The sequence below is a fragment of the Scytonema sp. UIC 10036 genome (assembly GCF_009725235.1).
This window is the reverse complement of sequence record NZ_WJFC01000054.1, coordinates 43,975-68,271: the sequence shown is the minus strand read 5'-3', so window position 1 is coordinate 68,271 and position 24,297 is coordinate 43,975. Positions and strand designations below refer to the sequence as shown.

Sequence of the window (24,297 nt, the reverse complement as noted above, 5' to 3'; positions counted from 1 at the left end):
CCCCTAACCCCTAATCTCTATAACACAAATTGCGATCGCGCTGGTCAACATTGCGGTTGTACTTGAGATAATCACCTACCCAATAGCATCCGCGATTCAGCAGGTCATGAATATCTAAATTCCACAAAATAATTGTGTTGTCATCACTAGCTGATGCCAGAGTCTCACCATCAGGGCTAAAGCTAGTACCCAATACTGGGGCTTGGTGACCGTTAAGAATTTTAATTAACTTACCATCACGACTCCAAAGTTTGACAGTACTGTCCCAACTTGCTGCAGCAATAATCTCACCATTTGGACTAAAAGTCACGGCATTAACACTGTCACTATATCCTTTCAGTAAAGTTTTTAACAACTTGCCATCCCATTGCCACAATCTCACAGTGTTGTCCCAACTTGCAGATGCTAACAAATGGTCGGTAGGACTAAACCCTACACCCATCACCCAACCCTCATGAGGAGAAAAAGTCTTGAGCAAAGTACCATCTCGCAGCCAAAGTCTCACTGTTTGGTCATCACTGGCTGAAGCTAAAACCTGACTATCGGGACTAAAACTCACGCTATTTACCCAACCGTTATGCCCTTGCAAAGTAGCAAGCAATTTACCTTCACGATTCCAAAGCTTAACAGTTTTATCTTTACTACCCGATGCCAATAACGTTCCATCAGGGCTAAAACTGACACTCATAACGCTATCAGTATGCCCTCTAAGGGTTTTGATCGAAGTACCGTCACTTCGCCAAAGTTTGACAGTTTTGTCATAACTCCCAGAAGCTAAGATTTGACCTGATGAGTCAAAACTGACGCTGGGCACTCTGTCTTTGTGTCCCGTTAAAGTTTTGTAAAGACGGGTTTTCATGCCACTAGCATAACGGTCAGGCAACCACAACTTTACCGTGCAATCGCGACTACCTGAAGCTAACATTTTGCCATCCGGTCTCCAAGCAACGCTCAAGACTCTGTCGGTATGACCTTTTAAAATCTGTTGCCTTGGAGGGACTAAACTCCACTGTTTGATAGTTTTGTCATAACTTCCTGACACCAAAAGCTTGTTATCTGGGCTAAAAACCACACTAGCAACAGCATCGCTGTGACCCTTAAAACTTTTAATGAATGTACCGGTAGCACTCCAGAGACTGATAGTATTATCATCACCTGCTGAAGCTAATTGGTGGCTGTTAGGACTGAAGCTAACACTCCAAATGGTAGCACTATGTTGTTGTAAATTTTTGTAAAGATTAAAGGCTAAGCCATCTTGATTCTTCGACAAGCGCCAAAGTTTAACGGTTTTGTCCCTTCCTGCTGATGCTAGCATTTCACCGTTAGGACTGAAAGCAACAGAAGTCACCCCCTTTTGATGTCCCAATAAAGTTTTCATCAAACGACCATCTCGCCGCCAAATTTTTATGGTTTTGTCATCACTAGCTGAAGCAATAAATTTACCATTAGGGCTAAAGCATACCCAATTCACCCAACCTTGGTGCCCGTAAAGTATTTTTGCTAAGCTACCATCAGTATGCCAAAGATATATACTTCCATCCTTACTTGTAGAAGCGAGTATTTCACCATCAGGGCTAAAACTTACGCTATAAACCCAATCTTTATGTCCTTGGAGAGTTTTATATGATAATAGGTCAAAAGTTCCTGTGATGGAGTTTCTGCGCCAAATTTTTACGGTTTTATCAAGACTGGCAGAGGCTAAAGTTTGCCCATCCGGACTAAAAGTTAAGCAAGTTATAGCATCACTATGACCTTTGAGGGTTTGGAGTAAAAATCCATCACGACGCCACAGTTTTATCGTTCGATCTGTACTACCTGATGCTAACAACTGACCATCAGGGCTAAAACTGACAGACCAAACTATATCGTGATGCCCTTCCAATCGGTTTACCTCTGTGACTCCATACACTGCCTGTTGCAGGGCTGTTACAACTCGCATTTGTGTATCTGGAAGTATACCCCGTGCTTGTTTCATTTTCCGAAACGCTCGTAAACTTTCCAGTAAAGCATCAAACTCTTTATTAGAGGCAAATAAAGTTTCACTTGCTGCTGTTAAAGCACTAATTTTTAAATTAGTTTCGCTACGTTCTGCGCGTAAAGTTTGCTGTATTGCTGCTTTTTTTTGTAAATGGGCGTTCCACCACAATCCTCCTATTGCTGTTAATAATATGGTTAATAAAAACCCTACTAAACGGGCTTCGCCCAGTCTTCGTTGTAAAACTGAGTTTAGTTGCTGTTGAGAGAGTTTTTGAGCAACTTCTGCTCTGTTTTTTTCAAAGCGAATTTTTTTTAACTGAGCGGCAATTTCATAATTATTTTTTTGACGAATAGGTTCTACTAAATAATCATGAACTAACTGATAGCGCTCGCCTGATTCTTCACGCATTCTCAGTACTAATCCACTGCCACAAGAATTTCTAAAATGAGTTCTAAACTAGCAGAAAGGAAGGGGAGGGAGAAGTTTCCCCTAGCCCCCCCTCTCCCCTGCCCCCCTTCCTCTTGAACTAGGGCAGATAGTAACTCAGCTTTAGTCTTAAGAGGTCGGATACCTTTTTCATGAGTTAACTCAAAAAGTAATTGCCAACTTGTATATTCATTTTCTTCTCCACAATCTTTGATAACTTCTTCTAGCCAACGTTGTACCAGTTTTTCTGAACCTCCACATATCAGATAGTTTTCAAGAGTTGTGATGTTTTCCGCTTGCAATTGAGCACCTACAATTTGTAATTCAATTGGATGAACTTCATCAACTTCACCTGCTAAATCTTGTACTAACTTAGAAATCAATTTATCTTGAGCTTCATAATAAGAATGCTGAGTCAAGCTTTTGATAATATTAATTGCATCTTGACTGGAGAATTTACTGAGATAGTATCTGATATGTTTATCAAGAATGTCTCCATTAATAATTCCTAAATTGCAATCATTTTTTTGATACTGGCTGTAACGTTCTAATTCTAATAAATAATGTAAATAATCTTCTCTCATAGAAAGAATAACTTTCACAAAGGGAATATTTAAACACTCGGACAAAAAATCATAAAATTCTTTTCTCACTTGTGATTCTGTATTTACAAAGAAAAATTCTTCGAATTGATCGAAAATGAGAATTATTATATAATTTCGATGAGTAGCAAATTTAATTTTTTGAATAATACTTAATATTGAACTTTCTGAATATTCTGGTGATTCATTACTAAAAATTGTCAAATTAATACTGCGGAAAATTGTAGCCTTCCAATCATTATATACAGATAAGCAAACCGTTATAGGCAGGCGATCGCCAATAACTTTTCGTTTTAAGGCTGGTAATAACCCAGCTTTAATGATTGAACTTTTCCCAACGCCGCTTGAGCCGTGAATAACTGTGAGTTTACAATCAGCACGAGTCATCCTTTCAATTAAACGATTCACATCTTGTTGCCTTCCAGAAGTTGCTATTTCCCGAGCAACTTCTTCGGGAAAAGAGGGAATTTCCTTAGAACTATGTATGGGATTAATTCTGTAACGTTGTGGCTGTAATTGACTCGCTCCTATAAAAGCACGAAAACCATACTGATGTTCTATTTGAATTTTTTCTTGCTTGAGCTTAAAAGCTTCCAGGTAGTCACGATCTTCAAAAAAGTAGAGAGAATGTAATTCTTTGATTATCTCTAAATAAAGTGAAGGATCGTACTGCAACTCACAAACAATTTTTGCCCATTCCAAATTATTGATTGCTTCAGAACACTCACCTAGATATCTTTGGGCACGTCCAAGCAACAGAAGATACCAGCTTTCCTCTTGCCGTGAAACATCAGAAGCACCTTCCGCAATATTTAATGCTTGACTTGCTAATTCATAAGCTTGCAGCCAATTAGATTTAGAAGTATTTACAGCTGATAAAAAGCCATAATCTTGAGCAATTTGTGCTGGATTTCCATAGATTTCGTGTAATTCTAGAGATTTGCAAGCTAGTTTTTCCAACTCTTCCCAGGCTTGCAAGTTTTTCAAAATTTCACAAGCGAGCAAAATAAATTTGGCAATTAAATCTTGTCTTTGTATAGTCTCCAAAATATCTAAACATCTTTGAAACCAGACAAGAGCATCGTGCCAGTATCTTTTGCTGACAGATGGGCGTAAATCTGCCATACGAAGATAGCACAATCCAAAGTGAAATAATACTATTGCGTATCTAAGAAAATAGGAAGAAGAAGATGAAATTTCTTCAAATCTTAACTGCTGCTGCCAAAGAGTTAAACTTTGTTGATAATGAGATAAAGCATTATCAATTTCGTCTCTAGCATAATAATCGCGACCTAAAACAAATTCAAGTCCTGCTTCCAAATCTGTCTCTAGGGTGACATTGTAAACGCGAAGTAAATCCTGACGAGCTGATTCAATTTCTTTACGGTGCTGTGATTTTGGGTCTAAATCAAGGGCAGTATTGGGTAAAAATTTTTTGACACCAGCCTCTACAACTTTGGCAAATAATGACTCTGTTTCTTTGCGTACCAGAGCCATTAAATCTTTTTTTGCCATTTCAAATTTTATAGTTGTTGCCGCCCAACTCTTAAAATCAGGTGCTAATCTTGACAGCAGCATGGCTACTTCATCTGTCAGCCATAAAACCAAGGGAAAAGGAAAATTATGGGCGTAAATATCCCGTGCTTGGTTAAAGCCAGTGAGGAGATCTTCAATCAAAATAACTGACTCAAGCCCAAAAACCATTAAACCTGATGGAAAAGAATCGATAGCAAGGTCAGAATTCTCTGGATAAAGCACTTGGAATAAAGTGCTATGTAAAGTTGTTGTTGTTGGAGAAAGAACAACTTCTTGGACGTACTTGTCCCTATTAAGAGAACGGAAAGCAGTCATAATTTGCTCTTGAAGTTGGCGGTAATTGCAGCGAGCTAAAATCAGAGCAAATTGACCTTGCGAAAGTGCGATCGCTCTTATTAATCTTTGTAGAGAACCTTGATTTTCTCTTTGATTCTCTAGCTCAAAATAGCACTCCTTCATAGGTTAGTGGTTAGTGGTTAGTAGTTAGTGGTTACTAGGAGCGCAATTGCCCGTACAATGGTGATGTAGGACAGGCGAGACGCTTGTCATCGTTGGTAGTTATGAGATCGGGACAAGAAGAAATAACTTATGCCAAATGACAAATGACTATTGACAAATGACCAATGACAAATGACTATTTAAATTGATTTTTCTGCCAAGTCAAAACTTTGTCTGTTTCTGCCAATGCAGGGCTAATACCAAACCAGCGCCCTTGGGGATCTCGGTATTCAAAAACAAACATACTTCGAAGCAATCTTTGATAATCTGACTCGCCACTTAAGCTTTGCTGTTGTATAACTTCATACAGTAGTTGCCATTCTTCTTCATCAATAGCTAGCAAGAGATCGTCACGATAGTCTTTAATAACAGCTTCCAAACAATCCTCTGAAAAAGGTGGATCTTCTCTTTGCAAGCAGCTATAAAGCAATCCCAGTAAATTACGAATGTGACCGCCACTAACTCGACACAGGCGATTGAGGGTTTCGGGTTTATCAAATAACTCTGTAGTGAATTCCAGCCTTTCTAATGGTGGTATTTCGGGAAAAGCTCTTGCTAACACAAGCTGTCTTAATAGAGACATTCCTGCTTCGTAATCACTACCATCTCTTTGGCGCACAAGTACCATTGGTAAAACTTTGGGCGCAACACCACCGCCAAGGCGGTTTTTAAGTGTCTGGTACTCGTTAGAAAATATTAATGACAGGGGAATTGTGTAAACAACGTGGCATTTGAGTCGTCGGAGTTGTTCGCCGCGATCGATAAAGAGATATTCTGGTTGCGATCGCCCGGATGCTACCGGACGCATATCAACTCTATCTAAATTGTCGATAATTACGACTAGCCCTTTTTGACCCCGTAACTTCAATTGTTCAATAGCCTTATCCAAGACTTCTTCGTTAATTGCTTGCAAGATACTGTTAGTACGTGGTTCTAAGTAGTGCCTCAATTGAGTTCGCAACTGAGGGCTGTCTTTTGTTTTAGCACTTATTTTAGCGATCCCTAATGATAACTCCGCTTGTGCTGATATATCTATAGGGGTTTGCAAAAAATCCCCTATTTCTTTAAACAAGTTGGCAAAGTAACTGGGTCTAACTTTGATATTTATTGTTTCTAAACTGGTACTAACCTGACGGGCTACACTTAGCAAAATATCGCTAACATCTATATCCGCCATGTCTAAATCTTGACTGGATTCAAAATACACCACGTGAAATCCAGCTAGTTCTAGTTCTGCTTTAAGTCTTTGCAACTCTGTTGACTTGCCGCAACCAATATGACCTGTAAATAACTGACAAGTCGGTTCCTCTGGGGAAATACGGGTGATTGTCCGCTGCAATTCCTCTACTATTTTACAGCCGCGTACAGCAGAGAAGTCGATGTAGTATTGCCTGTCCGATGCGTCTCCCATAACCAACGTCTTACTGGGGTTACAGGCTTTGAAAAAGCGTGATAAATTCAGTGTTGTTTTCATGTAGATGCTGATTTTATTATACAAATCAATTAACTTTACTTAAGTAATGCTGAGTGAAATTACATACAATTTATATTTGACTCAAAACAGTTATCCCGTTTTGATAGCAAAATGTATTTCTTGAAAATTAGCTCTCAATAAGGTATTGAAAGCAGGCTTGTAAAATCACCCACACTCCATACTATAGTAGAGATTAAGTTACCCCTGATGCATTAAGCCAATAATCCTTTTTACAGCTAGTGTTATAGTTTTGACAAACTGCAATGTGCAGCTTTAGAAAGTTTACCATATATCTTGATGTATGTTTTTTCATTCTTGTCAACTATCTTGTGATAGATAGTATTTTAGTAAATTATGACATGAGCTAGGAAAGAAAAACATCACATGAATGTTCTAAATGTTACTGATACGTAGAAAAAGAGGCTACATATTTTGGAGACGGTTAGAGATGGCAATTTGGTAAAATTGAGTATGAGAAATAGAGGATGGGAAGAGAGCATTGTTAAAAGTTATTTAATTCCGCTTCCTAATTCTGAATTCTCAATGCCCAAAGCCCGTTGCCCAAGGCTTTTTGCTCAATACTCGTTGCTAAAATCAATATGCAAATAACAAATATTTTGTCAATACCGTGATTGTAGCTTTTTCAGAAAAAATGGTTGCCATTACGAGATGGAAAGGCTACATTCATAAGCATTCCTTGTTATAAACCTCAATGATAAAAAATTCACGCTTAGCTACAATCCCGATCTAAGTGGTGTAATAAAATTTTAGGGTGATGAAAATTAAGTCTACCAAGTTAACAGTGTTGATTAAAATTACGTAATGATACGAGCGCAACAATGACTCGGTATGAAAGGGTGGAAGGGTTTTAATGGCTGGTATAGTATCAGTTTCCCGTGCAGATTTGGAAGGACGACGTAAAAAGTTACGTCAACAACGACAGATGAAATTTATTCGGGCTGCTTGGCGAACTTTTGCCGTGAGTTCGCTAGCAAGTGGATTGCTATGGGTAGCCATCCAACCAATTTGGGTATTAAAGACTTCTAAAGATATAGTTATATTAGGTAATCATCTACTACCTGACGAAGCAGTTCAGTCATTGCTGGTACTCTCTTACCCACAGTCTCTATGGCGTATAGAACCTTACAGGCTTGCTGAATCGCTAAAACAGGAACCGACTATTGCACAAGCAACAGTGAGTCGTCGTTTGTTTCCACCAGGGTTAATTGTCCAGATTAACGAGCGAGAACCTGTAGCGCTTGCGGAGCGCGTAATACGCCCCAATACTGCTATGCAGGATTGCCCCGTGCCTTTAACGCAGGGGGAGAGCCGCCCAAGTGATTGTCCATCGGAAGCGGTATTCTCTATCGCCCCTACTCGTAAAGAGCAGGGAAACAAAGGTTCTATCAATAAAAAAGTATCTGTAGGGTTACTTGATGCCAATGGTGTTTGGATGCCTCTAGGTAAGCAGAAACCACTAAATCCAAATGTACAGTTACCCAGCCTTAAGGTTATTGGTTCCCCAGAGCAATACCGCCCCTATTGGAGTCCACTTTATCAAGCTATTACCCAAAGTTCTGTGAAGGTTTTGGAAATTGATTTTCAAGATCCAACAAATTTAATTTTGAAAACAGAATTGGGAAACGTACATTTTGGAGCACCCAACTTTCAACTCCTTGAAAAAATCAAGGTATTGGCACAGATGCGTTACCTACCAGCACAACTGAATCTCAGCCAAATAGAGTACATCGATCTAAAAAATCCCGAACAACCTTTAGTACAAATGAACCAAAAAAAACGGTTGCTAAACGCACCCAAACCTTAAAAAAATTACTGTGTTTGATGTATAAAACACAATTAATTATTAGAGAAGTTCTATGCTGATGAGTATAGAATTTTTGTTATTCCGTGCCACTTATGTAAAAATCAGCGTAAATTTCTCATTAAAATGGAAGAAACAATCATATAATCTTTCATTTTGGGAGAAAACGATACGTTGTTTTTACCCTAACATCTTAAGACGGGGTGCATGATGTTAGATACTCCAATCGTAGCGTTGAATCTGGAAAACGCCTACAGCGTACTTAGTATTCGTCTTCAGTTGCAAGAATCCATAATGGGAAATCAGCAAGTGCAAACTCTTATGACAAATCAAGAGACCTGCCACGGCAGGTCTTTACAAATTATGCAGCTATTTCAGGCTTGTGCGTTACGCAATAACTTAAAATTACTTCGAGGAGGGAATCTTGAAGCTACAAAGGTTTTGAAACACTAGTGGAGTGAAGGATTTTAAATAATTTAAATTTATCCTAAAAAACACCTAGTGTATGAAACGAGGAGCAGAAGAAAATAATGGTTCTCCTGCGACAGAGTTAGTTTCTGGTGTCAATCACTAGCAAAAATACGGAGAAATTATTGGAGATACCAAAGGTATACTAATCAAAATCAGCTTTCATAGCAGTGAAGCTATCGATGTAAGAGTGGAAGCTATCTCAGTCCATTTTAGGTAAACATAGGTATACTTCACTTTTAATTAGCTGTGAGCTAGATGCCATAATGGTACACCCAATAGCTAGCTTTCGTGCCTCCAATTCACTCGTTGGGTTGGAAGTAAAAAGAAAAAGCAAACAATGCCATACATTGTGGCAGCGTCAGACTTATAGTTGACTACTAGGTGAATAACACCTGAAAAAGCCGTTTATCTACAAGACCGCAAATCCAATGACACTTGATAATAACCAAGGGCTTACCTATAAAAACTCACAGTTACCCGGACAATCGGGGTACTCACTGTCCACTAACTCAACCAATCCCTTCAGCCATTCCACTATAAACTTTAGTCAAAATCATGACAGTAAGAAAGTCGAGCGCGAAGATACCCGTATGGGCGACATTGTTCCCGGTCGAGTTGCCAATATCAAAGTCATTGGTGTTGGTGGTGGTGGGAGTAATGCTGTTAATCGCATGATTGCATCCGATGTGATAGGGGTAGAGTTTTGGTCAATTAATACCGATGCTCAGGCTCTCACCCTAACAGCAGCTCCAAGCCGCTTGCAAATTGGACAGAAATTGACGCGAGGTTTGGGTGCGGGTGGCAATCCAGCAATCGGTCAGAAGGCAGCTGAGGAATCGCGAGACGAAATTGCTAGGGCTTTAGAAGGTTCGGACTTGGTGTTTATCACTGCGGGCATGGGAGGCGGAACAGGTACTGGTGCGGCTCCAATTGTTGCAGAAGTTGCCAAGGAAATGGGCGCTCTTACTGTGGGTGTCGTCACTCGTCCGTTTATCTTTGAAGGACGCCGGCGCATTCAGCAAGCAGAGCAAGGCATTGAGGGTTTAAAAAGTCGGGTAGATACGCTCATTATCATCCCCAATAACAAGCTCCTAGAAGTGATCCCCGAGCAAACACCCATGCAAGATGCTTTTCGCTATGCAGATGATGTGCTGCGTCAAGGTGTCCAAGGTATATCTGATATAATTACGATCCCCGGCTTGATAAACGTTGACTTTGCTGATGTCAGGGCTGTCATGGCAGATGCAGGCTCGGCATTGATGGGGATCGGTATTGGGTCGGGAAAATCACGAGCAAGAGAAGCTGCGATCGCAGCCATTTCTTCGCCTTTACTAGAAAGTTCCATAGAAGGGGCTAGAGGTGTTGTTTTTAACATAACTGGCGGTAGCGACTTAACCTTGCATGAAGTGAACGCTGCTGCTGAAACGATATATGAGGTCGTCGATCCCAACGCCAATATTATTTTTGGAGCCGTGATTGATGATAGGCTGCAAGGGGAGGTCAGGCTAACCGTCATTGCTACCGGTTTTACAGGTGACGCCCAGTCCGCACCACCTCAAAATGTCAATCAACCTAGAGGGGTAGTCGCTCCTCCACCCCCAGGAAGGAGACAAATGCCACAACAATCACCACCACCTATCAATCCGCCATCACCTCTTCCCGAACCAAAAGAAAAACCGGGTTTGGATATACCGGATTTCCTTCGCAGCCGACGTCCACCTCGGAATAACTAAATAAAGTATCAATTGATGAATACAATCCAATTAAGAAATTTTAAGGTTCTCAAGCCTTAGCAAGAGTGGATTATTTTTGATTTTGGATTGAGAACGCCTTTGTGTGGATTCAATCTCACCCAACTATCTGTCACATTCTTGTTTCAAATTGGTACTATATTTCATTAGTTATAGGTTTTGCCGATTGCAGTTCTTGAGGTTGTGGGAGTTTTTCTACATCTAATCACTTTGCTTACCTAGACTGTTTTGGCACCCGGTACTGTTTACTGTAATTTCCAGTTTTTTACTACCATATAGATTTGCCAGGGTGCCTGGGAAATTACGCCCAGATAGTTAAAAACTTCTCACTACCAGTTTTATGGAAGGAGAAGTTAGTACCAAAATGCTTGTAAACTATTTTTTATTTTTGCTTACCACCCGCTCGACCCACTGAATCACCTGTTCTCCAAGACGAATTCCGTCCAATCGGTCTATCTCTCTGACTCCAGTAGGACTGGTGACATTAACTTCGGTAAGATAACCGCCAATAACGTCAATACCAACAAAAATTAAACCGTCTTGGCGTAATGTATCTGCTAGTTGCACACAAATGTCATGTTCCCTAAGGGTGATTTCCGCCTTTGCAACGGTACCACCAGCAGCCATATTATTCCGAAATTCACCACGGGCAGAAAGGCGGTTAACAGCACCAATAGGATCGCCATTCAGCAAAATAATACGCTTATCTCCATCTTTTGCCTCACTTAAGTAGGTTTGTACCATGACCGGAACTCGACCTTGGAGGGTGCTCAGTTCGACTATGGAGTTGAAATTGCGATCGCTTGGTTCTAAGAATAAAATTCCCTCTCCTGCTTTGTTTCCCAGTGGTTTGAGAACAGCCGATCCTTTAGCTTCTACAAACTGACGAATCAACTGCTTGTCAGCAGTCACAATAGTTTCTGGAATTGCTTGAGTAAACTGAAGGGCATACATTTTTTCGTTTGCTGCCCGAATACCTCTGGGATTGTTAATCACCAAAGTTTTGTTTTGGTCGATGTAATCTAGAATATAAGTCGCATATAAGTATGGGGTATTGACAGGTGGATCGGTTCGCATGAACACGGCATCCATTGTTTCTAGGCAAAGGGCAGTGCCAGAGGTATCGGTCAATTTGTACCAAGAGTCGGTTTTTTGATAACGTCCCTCCACCAATTGCACTGGTACAAGTTCCACCCGTTCCAGAACTGCCCAAGCTTTGCCTTCTACCACAGCAAGTAAGTTAGCTTGAGTAATCCAAACCTCATGTCCCATAATTTGTGCTGCTTCCATTAAAGCAACACTAGTATCGTGGCAAGGATCGAGCTGGTAGATGGGGTCGATAATAAAAGCCAGTTTCACGCTTTCTGCCTCAACTGAATTATGAATTATAAATTATGAATTATTAAAGGTTCGAGCGTTGAGAATTCATCTAAAAGCTTCCGGGAGTGCGGAAACCGTGTGTCTTTAGACCACGGAGGAAGCACGACTCGTGCCATTTTAATGGCAGTCTAAATAATTTAAAATACATACGAATATCCATCCTTTTTGTGAATCTGTTTACAATATTTCTGAGAAATTCCTTGAACTAAACCATCTTTTGTTGATATGTTGAAACTACCAGTTGCACGAGTTGCGATACGTCCAACATATTCGCCAACTTTTTTGAGGCAGCGCGTTGGGCGGGTTCCCCGACTTGAAGCGCCTACCGTTCCATTTGTGACAATAGCTTTAACTATATCACCAGTTTGAAAACCAAAGTGAAATTTGGTTCTTGAACAATGACGATTTGGAAAGCCGTATTTGTCAGTACGGCATATTTGTCTTGTTCCATGACCGTTTGCTGTAATTAGTAATGGTTTAACTCCTTTAACGTTTAATTTTTCTGGTGTTGATTTACCCACACAAGCACTGTCTATCCAATGTGTCTTTTCTAATCCTTGTTGAGTCCTATTAAATTTGGTTAATCCACCACTTCCTGTTTCTACAGGTAAACCCGTTTCTTTTAGTACTTCTAAGAGTTTAAATCTTGTTGAATTAACTGCTGCTGCATCTGCCAAGGGTTGTTTGGCTTGTTTCAATATTTTTTCTAATCTTGCCGGAGCTTTTTTAAGAAAATCCTTAATGTCTTTAGTTCCCTTTTTTAAATTACATTTTTCACAACTCAGAGTCAGATTTGTAATTGAGTCGCTACCTCCCTTAGCTCGGCAGTGAATGTGTTCTATTTGAAATGGAACATTTTTAATACCACAGTAAGCGCATTCTCTCTTCCACTTTTCAAGTAAGTACTCGCGTGTTTCATAGCCGAAAAGAAAACCCTGTTGATATTCTTTTCCTTGGATATTGGGATGGCGGATTAATTGCATATCAAAGCGTACTAGTTCTTGACTAATAGCTTTAATTGGTGCAACTTTTCGCAATCTTTCAACCCAAGTTTTGATGTTATGAACTCTGCTCATTAAACTTGGGGCTATCCAGCTTCTACGTTGTTTAGGACAAGGTTGTTTGTTACCTTTTCTAAACCATTCATGTTTTGGCGGTTGGCGATATCTGGTTTTGCGATTTCTCCTACTTCTACGAAGTTGTTTTCTAGATGTTAGAGATTCGTGAATCGCAAAACCTCGGTGCTTGAGTTCAGCTGCAAATACAACTTCTCCTGTAGAGTCGTTGACTATAGCGATTCCGCTTGTTTTAGAACCGGGATCGATCTTTAATCTCAAAGATTGAACGGGTGCTTCCGGTCTAGCTTCTTTTAAGATAATCGTGAACGGGAAACGTTTAAAAACTGCTGCTTTTCCATTTCTAAGAAGTTGTCTTGCTTGGGCTGAATGAATCGGATTTAACGGTTTTTTGTTGGTATCAATTACAAATACTTTGGACATAAGTCCCTCCTTTCGGGTGATGTTAGCCTCGCCAATGTTTAAAAGTAGTACGTTCAAATAGCACTGTTTTAGGTAGAGTCGATGGGGGCTATGATGCCCCGCACCTCTCTGTTAAATCTGGGCGTGCGGGTTTCCCTGCACCCAGCTTCCGACGTTCTTAGCTTACGCTTTTGCTCATGTGCAAGTAATCATGACAGCTTTCGTGGACTGCTATCAGGTTTACTTTTTTCCGGTTGGCGTGGTTCCCGTCAATGTGATGGAGGTGTACTCGCTCATCGGATAGGAACTTTAATCCACAGGCTGCACAAGTATGGTTTTGCCGTTTTAAGGCAATAGAGGTTTCACCGTCGTAGAGTTTGCTGTTACGTTGGCTCCAGTAGGTGATATCACCGTCAAAGGGAGATTTGTTTCTCTTGACAAGGATATGATTGTTTTCGGAGTAAGAAACTGTAGGGAACGCCTTATCTAGTAGTTTCTTGCTAGATTGGTAGCTCTGTTTGGTTTCTTTATTGAACTTCCTAAGCGCTCTGTGCTGAATGTGGTACAAGGAGAATCTTGAGCCATCCATTTTGCAGTAGCGGTGGTAATTCCTCCAACCTCTCACTATAGGCGCAAGCTTTTGGGCTTTTACCCTAGCACCATAGTTTGAATTGTTGACGATGGCTTTGACTTTCTGACGGAACTTTTTGAAGTTATCCGCAGAAGGGACGCATCGAAACTTTCCGTTGGTTTGCACCTTAAAGCGCCAACCGAGAAAGTCAAAACCATCTGTCGTAGCGGTTAGCTTGGTCTTCTTTTCACTGATGTTCATCCCCCTGTCGGCAAGAAACTTGCTGATTTTGTCCAGTATTTCTTGCGCGTTATCTTCTGGTTTAAGTATAATCACCATATCGTCAGCGTATCTGACGCATTGAGACACCATACAGCGTTTACGGTCTGCTATGCCTCTGGTTTGGTGAACGTCCTCAATCCCATTGAGCGCAATGTTCGCGAGTAGAGGACTCACCACTCCCCCTTGGGGGGTACCTTGTTCGGGGAATTCTGGATTGACTCCGGCTTTGAGGCAACGAAGTATTCCTTGCCTGATGCTACGTGTAGCAATGAGTCTGTCCATAATCGCCGAATGGCTTATCCTGTCGAAAGTGGGTAGCTAGCTAGCGAGGTTTCCAATTATTGGCTCCTTTTCCAACTAGCCCCCGCCGAACCGTGCTTACGAGTTTCCAGGTACACGGCTCTCCAGTATTCCATTATCATGAGACTTGTTTACCTGCGGGGTTACCTGCGTGTATAGCATCATGGCATTGAGGGCAGACCATCAAAGTTTTTCTCCTACGTGCGGACATGATTTGCATCCATTGCGGTTTTTCTTTTCTACCTTTGGTTTTGAGGTCTTTGAGGGCGCGAATATGGTGAACTTCAATATCACCTCTTGCCCCACAAATCTCGCATTCATCAGCTTGAAGCCGTTTAATCAGTTCATTTCTGAACGCGGGCTTTCGCGCTCGTGGCAGGTCTTCTATGATTGTTTTTAGGTTGCGTTTTAGTGGTATACCACCGAAACGAGCCACTAAGGGTTTCTTGCCTTCTCTTGGGACGGTGATTTCGACACACTTTCTTAGACCGTGTGGCAGTTTTACCGTCTTGTGATACTTCGCGCAAATTTTAGCCACGCTAGTTTTGTGTTTACAAGCAAGAGTTTTCATCAACGAACTCCACATAACCCATTGGAGTTTTTGGAGCCACGCGATGTTTTGAGCAAGGCTGTAGAATTGTACGTACCCTCTATATTCTGATTGGTAAATGTTGATGATAGTGAAATCATCATCATTTATTAATTCAGGGCGGTGAATGGGTTTCCCATTTCTCATATAGAGAGAACATTTTTCTTCTACAAAGCTTGTGGGAATTCTTAGTCCAGTAATTCCATTAATTGAGCGCTTACCATTGGTATGCTTAGTGTCGGAATATTGAACTAGAATTTCGTAACCTAAGAAGTTCGCTGCTTCGTTTCTAGCATGAGTAATTAAGGTCTTTTCTTTAGATAATTCTAGCTGAAGATTTTCCGCTAGAAATGTCTTCAATTTTTCCTTGATTTCTTTTGCCTCTTGAAATGAACCAATGAATCCAAGTAGAAAATCATCAGCGTACCGCACATAATTTAGCCTTCTGTATTTAGGGTCACGAACATCTTTGGAAGGCATTTGCTGGTATTGAATTTCCAGTTGACGCGCTTTTTCAATTTGTCCCTTCTTCCTGTAATACCAGGCAAGTTTTACGAGTTTTGAGTATTCCGGATTTTCTGCCCTTGCTTTACCTCTTGTATACTCTGGGATAAGTGTCCGTTCGATAAATTTATCGAATTTATCAAGATAGATATTGGCGAGTATGGGTGATACTATCGCGCCTTGCGGTGTTCCGCTGAGGGTGGAGTGATATCTCCATTGCTCACAATAACCTGCCTTGAGTAAGTTTTCAATCAATCTCAGGAAGCGGTTATCTTGGATTTTCTCGCACAGAATTGACATTAAGATTTTATGGTCTATGTTGTCAAAACAGCCTTTGATATCTCCTTCAATAAACCACTTGGTTCCTTGCCAAGTGCGGTCTATTACTGTTAGCGCCGTATGGCATCCGCGTTTTGGTCTGAAACCATGACTGTTGTCGGAAAATTGGGGTTCATAATACGCTTCTAATATTAAACGTACTACTTCTTGAACCAATTTGTCTTTCCAAGTAGGAATACCTAGTGGTCGAGTTTTCCCATTTTTCTTGGGAATATTAATTCGCCTCACTGGTGTCCATCGAAAGCGTTCATATCGAATCTCTTCGATAAGAGTTTCAATCTTTTTCATGGACATTCCGTCAGCAGTTTCCTGAGTTATCCCAGGCGTCATTGCTCCAGCATTTTTATAAATGCGGCTATACGCTAAAAGGTACAAGTCGGGATTGAACAACTGTCTGTAGACATCATCCAGTGGTAAACCCCGGTACCCCCTGTCTCGGATTACATTTAACACCGTTTCGGCGTTTCGCATCTCGCGTACCTCTCGGTAACAATGTAAGAAATACCTGTTCCCCTTTGCCATGTGGACGGCTTTCCCGCCCTCGGACTACTATGGGAACTCTGTAGTCATAGGACTCGCGTCCCATAGACCATCCCGCGCTTCATCAACTCGGTACGTATCAGTGTGATTTAGGTGTCCCACTCATTCGTTAAGCCATCTCATCGGTGGCTGACTTCGTTTAAAGAAGTTGTGTGGTTCAAATGCTTAAAACTACACACAAACGATTATTCCTTTTAGGCGTTGTAGGAATAGGTAATCGAGTATACCGTCAGAATTGGGCTTCAGATAGTTTAATCTTCACCTTGTCACACAAGTCTTGCCGAACAATGGTTTTAACGCCTTCTCTCCATTTCCGGCTTTACCAACATGCTGTTGTCCCTTTTGTCTTTCGACTCCAGGTAAGTTGGTTGACTTAGAGACATTCTTCTTAGTCTCTCCCAACTTGGTTGGGAATACCGCGTTAATCGTCGCGGCGCACGCACTTTTCGATATCCAATTCGATGACTCGCTTGGATATTCCGTTCACTCTTGAATTGAGATTGTTGAACAGGAATTTCTGTGCATCATGCGTGGAACGTCCTGTTCTGAATCCGTAGCTTCTAGCGTGAAAGGTCGCTTCGTGCGCTGGTTCTAGTGCGTATTTGACGAGGCATTGCCACGCCCTGTCTGCCATAGTCGGAACCTTGAGAATTCGCATCTTGCCATCCTTCTTAGGAATGGGGATTTCGCGTAGTCCCTGGTGTTGCCAGTTTCTGCCGTGACGTAGTAGCTCATTCGCTAGGTCAAACCGTTGCGAAAAGGTGAGCTTGGCTATGCCGTCGATTCCTGGGGTCTTTTTACCAGCGTTTAACTGCGATACTTGGCGTACAGCAAGCAACCGTGCTGAGGTGGATTTCAGAATCAGCTTTTGGAGGGACTTCGCTTTCCGGTAGTCACCAACACAAACGGCTTTATAAATTCTTGTTTGCAGGCGGAATAGGTTTTGGCGGAATTTCTTCCACGGTAACGTCTTCCAGGATTCGCTAGTATTGCTACTGCGTCTAATCATGCTCTACTCCAATTCATTTACTCTGAACACCTCACAGCAATTACGCTGTGTCCTACCCGAATCGAAGGAGTTCCGCAACTCGTCTTGCCTACAAGGGGTTCGACCTTTCCCTTGACCTTCAATCCGTTTTTCTTCGTTCCCTCAGTCAGATTGATAGTTCCGTTAGGTGTAGCCATTTCAACCACTGAATCCCCTAGACTCTTGCCTCTACCGAAGGGTACTGAGGCGGGAATTAGCTCCAGTGAAGTCGAGGTTTTTTTGTGTTGCGCCCCGCTTGTTTTTGGGTTGCTTTTGTAGGCTCGGTTTCACCATAGGAACCCCCCATTAGCACCAGTGTCATCCCGCAACGGATGTCTGGTTGTGCCCTGTTCCCAGCTTCGGTCTCCGCAATTCCGAGTACGGTCGCCGTGGGCAGGTCGGGAGTTACATCTGAGTCTGATGAGTGGGGCTTGCACCCACATCCGACCGAGAGTTCAGCCTTAATGACGGTAATCTGCCGTCAGGTTGGTGGAGTTATTTCCGGACTGGATACCGGGATTCTTCCACAACGAATCGCACCCCCTCGTAAAACTATTTAACTATTCGATCCCAGGGCAGCAAACTGGCTACGCATTTGCTGGTGAGTTTTTAACTTTCCTTCAAACGTAGTACACAAAGTACTTAGGCTGGTCAACTAACTAAAATGCTGAGGCATGAAGCCCCGTCACTTTAGTGCGGGGTGCTGACAATTTTTTAGGAGGCGAGTAGCTCATCTAACTTTCCTTGAAAGTCTAGGGCATGGATATCATCACAGCCACCAACATGACGGTCGTTAATGAAAATTTGTGGCAGCGATCGCCTTCCATTTGACCGTAGAGCCATTTTATTCCGTGCTGCTTCATCTCCATCAATGCTGTATTCAGTGAAGTGAACTCCCTTTTTTGTCAGTAATTGTTTAGCACGGATACAAAACGGGCAAGTTCTCCAAGTGTAAATTTCTACTTTTGCAGCCATAATTTTCTCAACTTCGTGTTGGTTGTTAGTTGTTGGTTGTTGGTTGTTGGTTGTTGGTTGTTAGTTGTTAGTTGTTGGTTGTTGGTTGTTAGTTGTTGGTTGTTAGTTGTTAGTTGCTGAGTGGTTACTCTCGTTGCTGAGTGGTTACTCTCGTTGCTGAGTGGTTACTCTCGTTCCCAGACTCTGGCTGGGAATGCATGGTTTGAGGCTCTGCCTCGACTTATCTCACAAAGAGAGGCATAGCCTCTTCTAAGGCATTCCCAGGCGGAGCCTGGGAACGAGTATGCTGAGTCAATTGGATGAAGCTACTCAGCAGGTGGTAGCATATTGTACCAGCTGACCCAGACGCTGACGCAAGGTTTCCAATCCCAAGCGATTGCTTGCAGAAATAAATACTGCTAGAGGAAATTCTTCCCTTGCAAGTGCTAGGGTTTCACTATCTGCTTGGTCAATCTTATTAAAAACAACCAGGGCTGGACCAGGAGTCACTGGCATTTGCGCCAAAATATCTCGAACCGAGCGTATATGGCTTAACCATGCAGGATGAGATAAATCCACTAAATGCAATAAGGCATCCGCTTCGGTAACTTCCTCCAAAGTGGCACGGAAGGCATCCATCAGCGATGCGGGCAATTCGTGTATGAATCCTACAGTATCAGTTACCAGAACCTCTTGAGTGTCACCATCCATCCCATCAGGAACAACCAAGCGGCGTGTGGTGGGATCGAGAGTGGCAAACAATTGGTCAGCCGTGTAAACTTCAGCGTTAGTTAAAGCATTTAATAAAGTAGATTTACCAGCGTTGGTATATCCAACAATAGCGATTGACGGAACTTCTTGATGTTGCCGTCTTTGGCGCAATCGTTCTCGGTGTGCTTGAAGTTGGTTCACTTCTTGCTGCAATCGGGCAATGCGCCGTTGAATAGCACGGCGTTCCGTTTCCAGCTTAGTTTCACCAGGACCGCGAGTCCCGATACCGCCCCCTTGCCGGGACATCGCTTGACCTCTACCAGTCAAACGCGGCAGCACATACTCTAACTGCGCTAGCTCAACTTGTAATTTACCAGCACGAGATTGAGCGCGTTGAGCAAAAATATCTAAGATAACTTCAGTGCGATCCACCACTCGAACCCCAATCTGGGATTCCAAATTGCGAATCTGAGCGGGTGAGAGATCGCGATCGAATACGATCAGATTTGCTCCCAGAGTTTGGGCAGTTAAGGCAATTTCTTGTACCTTACCTTCGCCAACTACTGTGTGGGGATGGATGCGCGATCGCTTTTGTCTCATTTTCTGCAGGACTTCTCCGCCTGCGGTATCTACCAATCGCCCCAGTTCTTCCAGGGTATCTTGGAATTGTTGAGACGTTAGCTCATCCGTCATCACCCCAACAATTAGAACGCGATCGTGGTCTGTGTCTACATCTTGAGCGACATATTCCCGCCGGAACTCTTCTTCGAGACCCTCCACCAACTCAATGAAGTCCTGTTTTGTCAACATATCCAAGCTTAAAGCAGGTGATATGCTCCAGCTAGCACTCCAATTAGTCGGTGTGAGGTTACCCTGTTGTCCTTTAGGTTCCTCCTTGCCTCCTTCAGAAGAAGAAAGATAGGGAGCAGCCGTTCTCATCGCCGGACTGGTAATAAAGGCACGAGCGTCTTGGGGTGCTAAGTGAGCTAAATAAGCTTCCTTAACGTACCCAGTCGCACCGCCACCTCGGCGTTGAAATCCCGTTCCAGTCACATTAAGCATGACAAGGGCATCCAATCTTTGCAACGCCATAGAAGTCAGCGCCGCTTCATTAGGCGGTTCTGACTTCAAATGAGTCGCAATGCAACGGATACCGCTCAGTCGTTCAGCACCGTAACGCGGCAATTCCAGAGGTGGAATTTGCGTTTGCCGTGGTGTCCCGACCCCTACGCGGATCACTTGTCCGCGACGGTTGAGGTAAGTACACACGGGCTGATTCAGCTCGGTACTAATAGCAGCCAGTCGCTGGGAAAACTCAGGCGTTGTGATGCGATCGCCTGGTATGCGCTGGTGATACAGCCGCTGTAGTTGTTTCAGCTGGCTCGATTTTAATCCTTGGAGATTACCGAAAATAGTCTCGATAAGCGCCTATGACCAGTAATGGTCCCCCGAATCCTACTCTTACTATTTTACATCATGCTTTGAGGATGCCAACTCTTCGCAATAAGAGTTCAGGTGCGGGTATCCGATGGGGATGGGGAGAAACAAATTTTCTTGTCTATTATTTTACTTATATTTTCTGTCCTACCTTTTCTTATGGGTCGGACGTCTCGCCCGACATAATGAAGAACGGGCTGGATGCCCATCCCACAAGACATTTAAATTTACTTTTGTATCGGTGACACAAAATACGGTAGCGGTACTCCAAAACAAATAAACTTCCTGAAAAAGTAGTAATACTCAGCAGCTTAGTAGAACATATAGAGAGTACAATCTAAAGAGACAATAAAGTCAATCAGGTGAGTCAAATAACTAATCGGGTTGGGAAAGAATATCCTTCAATTACCGATCCTAGGACTAACCAATATATACCCTTTCCTAAAGGTGATTTGGTTAAAGTCTTGAAAGCGGAAAGGGTTTCGTGGGGACTGAAAGAGCGTGGGGAGTATATCGCTGAATGGTATCGCAGAGGTTATCCTGACCTACCTGGCGGTTGGAAGGAATACGATCTACATCACATCAAACCTAGAGAATATGGTGGGATGAATGATTTTGATAATATTGTTCCTGTTTTAAGACAATTGCATCAAGATGAGTTTAATGTCTTCTGGCGAAATTGGTAGGAGTTCAAGCAATGAAAAAACAAAATATTGAAATTTTGATTGAGAAAATACAGTCTTTAGGGACTGTCAATACAATGGATATTTCTATACCTTTGAATTTAGCTTGTCAAATTCTTCCACCGGAACCTTGGGAACCAAAGAGACTTGAGGAGATTTTAGAGATTAAGTTACCCGAATCAGTACAGCAACTTTGGAATAAAACGTCAGGACTACGCTTGTTTGAAGATACTACCCATGGTCAGTGGGGTCTTATTGTGTGGTCACCCTATAAAACAATTAAAGAGCAAGAGAAAAAGATTTCTCAAAGACCAGAAGATTTTCAAGTATCAGATTTAATTCTAGGGGAATTTTTAGGAGATTCTGAACTGTTAGTACTTAGATGCAACGAACAGACACCTGATTTCGGAGAAGTAATGATTGCTTTGCCATTGGATGAGCGTGAGGAATGGTATAAGGCAGCGAGTTCTCTAGAAGAGTTTCTTAGTAACTTTATAGCAGCTAGGGGGGAAAAGTTTTGGGAAAATCGAGCGCCAGTGGTAGTTTCTTAACGCCAACTATCTTTATCAAAGCAATTAATCAGTTGTTGCTTCAGGAGAATAATCAATACAGATGATTAAAACTGCTAGTAATTTCTGCATAACCTCTTCAGACACTATTCCCAAACGCCGGACAAATCGCTCAGTTGTCACGCTCCAAACTTGTAAAACATTACCTGCTGACTCAGATCCTAAACCATTGTCATTAGTTGGCTGAATAAGAACCATAAAAGGGCGATGTTGGAATTTAGGTAGGGCAAACGCACTTAAAATTAACAAAACTAAATGGACAAAAAATCAGGTTTGTGTGTTTGACGTATAAATAGGATTTTTCGTTAATCTTATTTTTTAAACCGTAAAATCAATGTAAAAATTATTACGATAGTGATTGTCAATAAATATGGTTTAATGCGAAAAAATAGGGTGTTATTGAGAATGTGCTATTTTTATTGACATGGTGCGTTTGCCCTGGGAATTTAGGTTGCCAAGTTGTTACAGGAACAATTATCCGCATTGCAATAGTACTCAACATATTAGAACTAATCACAACAGCAGGTGGAGTTTTCTGAATTTCTTGCCCTCTGGTTGGATCGAATTGCACCATCCAAATTTTACCTCGTTTGGGATTATTCATTTTCAATATCCCAGTCTTCGGTATAGGTAAAAACTGAAGAAGAGGTAAATGATGAGAGCGATCGCATCTCCTCTTAGAACTCATAACCTCTCTCTTTCCTCTCTTCCTCTGCGTACTCTGCGCCTCTGCGGTTTTTATTTTCAATCATATCCCGCCACCTCTTAACCTCCACTTGCAATTCCACCGATAACCAAGCATCAAACTGCGGATAAATAGGCAAACGCGGAACCAAATCCCAACCACCAGACGCCAAAATTTCTTGCAATCGTTGGTACTGAATATGAGGATAATCAGGATTCACCTCATCCTTTAGTCCAATACCACCCAAATCCCTAGCACCAGCTTCCACACATTCTAATAACCATTGTGAATCTTGAACTAAATTTGGTGGAATTTGAATAGTAATATCTTCCGGTAATATCAGACGTGCTTGAGAAATAACTTCTGGAAGCTGACATGGATTAAAAGGTGGAGCATCCAAACTCTGTTGACTGCCAGGGCTGTGAGGTTGCAAAATAACTTCCTGTATATTGCCATATCTTTGTTGAAGAGCAGATATAGCGTCTAAACTTTCCCACCAATCTTTTTCTGTTTCGCCAACACCTAAAAGTAGCCCAGTTGTAAACGGTATTCTTAATTCTCCCGCCCACTGTAATTGTTGTAACCGCACTTCTGGTAATTTACTTGGCGCATGTTTGTGAACAGTTTCCAACAATATAGGGGTTAACTGCTCCAACATCAACCCCATAGAAACATTAACTTCCTTAAGCCTTTGCATTTCTTCAAAACTCAAAGGTCCTGCATTAGTATGAGGTAAAAAACCCATAGAAAACGCTAATTGGCATAAGTCATAAATTCTTTGAAACCAAGCTTGACGTTGTGAAGAATGGGGATGCACTTCCCCACTCAAAATTAATATTTCACAAACATTTTGATTTTGGAGTTGTTTTAAAAGCCTTTCTGCATCCGAAATGGTCATCCAGGAACCTTTACCTAGATCGGTGCGAAAATTGCAATACGTACACCGATTAAAACACTCATACGTCGGCACAATTGTATAAGCAGGACTGTAAGTAACAGTTCGGGAAGTTGGCATAAATATCCTCCTCTTCCCTTCATTGTCCTTTATTGCATGCACAAAGTCTCCTGTTGCTTGGCATAAATATTTTTTAGATGCTTCTTAACCGTGTTAATGGTGATATAAAGCCTGTCTGCAATCTCCCGATAGGAAAGATTTGCTTGACGCAGTAACCAAACCTCCGCTTCTCGGTCAGTCAAACCGTATTTTTTAGCATCAAAGAAAGCCATACTTTGATGGGTTTGGTTGCGATCTTCCAAAATCACCAACATAACGTTTCGTTCACTTGCATCTAATGCCAACCATCTAGCTCGAATCCTCAGTTTTACACCTTTATCAGTTTCTATCTCAGATTCGATCGCAATGCGTTCTTCCGGAAAAAGTTCGCGGCTATCTATCAAAGACTCACAAACTCGCCAAATCTCTCCTGGAATTGTACCAACAGAGCCTCTACCGAGCATTATTTGTCGGCAGATTTGACGGGCGCATTGATTAGCTTGAAGTAATTCGCCCTGAGTGGTCAGTATTAAAATACCGTCTACAAAACTTTCAATGACAGCCTGTAATAGGTAAGCCCTTGAATCAAGTTCCAATTGTTTACCATGACAATTTTGTTTATTAAATTTTTCTTTTTGGTTAGAAGTGATATATTTGTGTTCTTCTGCAAAGTACATGATAAATCTCCTCTACGAG

General features: G+C 41.8%; 15 protein-coding genes and 3 pseudogenes. 5 read left to right on the top strand and 13 right to left on the bottom strand.

The annotated features are described in order from the left end of the window. Positions 1–10 precede the first annotated feature (10 nt). Positions 11–5,001, bottom strand: a pseudogene (locus F7734_RS24650) (hypothetical protein). 175 nt (positions 5,002–5,176) lie between these two features. Continuing rightward, positions 5,177–6,514, bottom strand: coding sequence for a P-loop NTPase fold protein (locus tag F7734_RS24645; RefSeq protein ID WP_155747182.1), 1,338 nt, complete (start codon positions 6,512–6,514; stop codon positions 5,177–5,179). 871 nt (positions 6,515–7,385) lie between these two features. Between F7734_RS24645 and F7734_RS24640 the strand changes: the two genes are divergently transcribed. The 3 genes from F7734_RS24640 (at position 7,386) to ftsZ (ending at position 10,540) form a co-directional block, all read left to right on the top strand. Next, complete coding sequence (locus F7734_RS24640; protein WP_155747180.1) at positions 7,386–8,339, top strand: FtsQ-type POTRA domain-containing protein; 954 nt, start codon at positions 7,386–7,388, stop codon at positions 8,337–8,339. 204 nt (positions 8,340–8,543) lie between these two features. Further along, positions 8,544–8,789: a hypothetical protein gene (locus tag F7734_RS24635; RefSeq protein ID WP_155747179.1), complete on the top strand. Its 246-nt coding sequence runs from the start codon at positions 8,544–8,546 to the stop codon at positions 8,787–8,789. Between the two features lie 446 nt (positions 8,790–9,235). Beyond that, positions 9,236–10,540, top strand: a complete 1,305-nt coding sequence (ftsZ, locus tag F7734_RS24630) for a cell division protein FtsZ (RefSeq protein ID WP_155747177.1) — start codon at positions 9,236–9,238, stop codon at positions 10,538–10,540. A gap of 393 nt (positions 10,541–10,933) precedes the next feature. Here ftsZ and gshB read toward each other — a convergent pair whose 3' ends face one another. The 7 genes and pseudogenes from gshB to hflX all read right to left on the bottom strand — a co-directional run bounded on the left by gshB (position 10,934) and on the right by hflX (position 20,655). Next, complete coding sequence (gene gshB, locus F7734_RS24625; protein WP_347566274.1) at positions 10,934–11,917, bottom strand: glutathione synthase; 984 nt, start codon at positions 11,915–11,917, stop codon at positions 10,934–10,936. A 158-nt stretch (positions 11,918–12,075) separates the two neighbouring features. Beyond that, entirely contained in the window at positions 12,076–13,437 is a 1,362-nt protein-coding gene (gene iscB, locus F7734_RS24620; protein WP_155747176.1) for an RNA-guided endonuclease IscB, read from the bottom strand. A 157-nt stretch (positions 13,438–13,594) separates the two neighbouring features. Beyond that, positions 13,595–14,578: pseudogene (locus F7734_RS24615) on the bottom strand (reverse transcriptase domain-containing protein); the annotation flags it as partial. A 109-nt stretch (positions 14,579–14,687) separates the two neighbouring features. Then, entirely contained in the window at positions 14,688–16,472 is a 1,785-nt protein-coding gene (locus F7734_RS24610; RefSeq protein ID WP_166481678.1) for a reverse transcriptase/maturase family protein, read from the bottom strand. Between the two features lie 508 nt (positions 16,473–16,980). After that, positions 16,981–17,550 (bottom strand): annotated as a pseudogene (locus F7734_RS24605) (reverse transcriptase N-terminal domain-containing protein); the annotation flags it as partial. Positions 17,551–18,282: 732 nt separating this feature from the next. After that, on the bottom strand, positions 18,283–18,543 hold the full coding sequence (grxC, locus tag F7734_RS24600) for a glutaredoxin 3 (protein WP_155747172.1): 261 nt from the start codon (positions 18,541–18,543) through the stop codon (positions 18,283–18,285). Positions 18,544–18,852: 309 nt separating this feature from the next. Next, positions 18,853–20,655, bottom strand: a complete 1,803-nt coding sequence (gene hflX / locus F7734_RS24595; protein ID WP_166482125.1) for a GTPase HflX — start codon at positions 20,653–20,655, stop codon at positions 18,853–18,855. Positions 20,656–21,032: 377 nt separating this feature from the next. Here hflX and F7734_RS24590 point away from each other — a divergent pair, with 377 nt between their 5' ends. Then, positions 21,033–21,356: an HNH endonuclease signature motif containing protein gene (locus F7734_RS24590; RefSeq protein ID WP_155747168.1), complete on the top strand. Its 324-nt coding sequence runs from the start codon at positions 21,033–21,035 to the stop codon at positions 21,354–21,356. Between the two features lie 11 nt (positions 21,357–21,367). Further along, on the top strand, positions 21,368–21,904 hold the full coding sequence (locus tag F7734_RS24585; protein ID WP_155747166.1) for an SMI1/KNR4 family protein: 537 nt from the start codon (positions 21,368–21,370) through the stop codon (positions 21,902–21,904). Between the two features lie 24 nt (positions 21,905–21,928). Here the strand turns inward: F7734_RS24585 and F7734_RS24580 are convergent, their stop codons facing one another. The 4 genes from F7734_RS24580 to F7734_RS24565 all read right to left on the bottom strand — a co-directional run bounded on the left by F7734_RS24580 (position 21,929) and on the right by F7734_RS24565 (position 24,278). Beyond that, positions 21,929–22,171, bottom strand: coding sequence for a type II toxin-antitoxin system PemK/MazF family toxin (locus F7734_RS24580; protein WP_279239756.1), 243 nt, complete (start codon positions 22,169–22,171; stop codon positions 21,929–21,931). A 112-nt stretch (positions 22,172–22,283) separates the two neighbouring features. Further along, entirely contained in the window at positions 22,284–22,610 is a 327-nt protein-coding gene (locus F7734_RS24575; RefSeq protein ID WP_243147052.1) for a type II toxin-antitoxin system PemK/MazF family toxin, read from the bottom strand. Then, the gene (cofG, locus tag F7734_RS24570; protein ID WP_243147051.1) at positions 22,600–23,622 is read right to left on the bottom strand and encodes a 7,8-didemethyl-8-hydroxy-5-deazariboflavin synthase subunit CofG; all 1,023 of its coding nucleotides are present in this window, start codon (positions 23,620–23,622) and stop codon (positions 22,600–22,602) included. Before cofG ends, F7734_RS24575 begins: the two co-directional genes overlap by 11 nt. 29 nt (positions 23,623–23,651) lie before the next feature. Next, positions 23,652–24,278, bottom strand: a complete 627-nt coding sequence (locus tag F7734_RS24565) for a helix-turn-helix transcriptional regulator (RefSeq protein WP_155747164.1) — start codon at positions 24,276–24,278, stop codon at positions 23,652–23,654. Positions 24,279–24,297 lie beyond the last annotated feature (19 nt).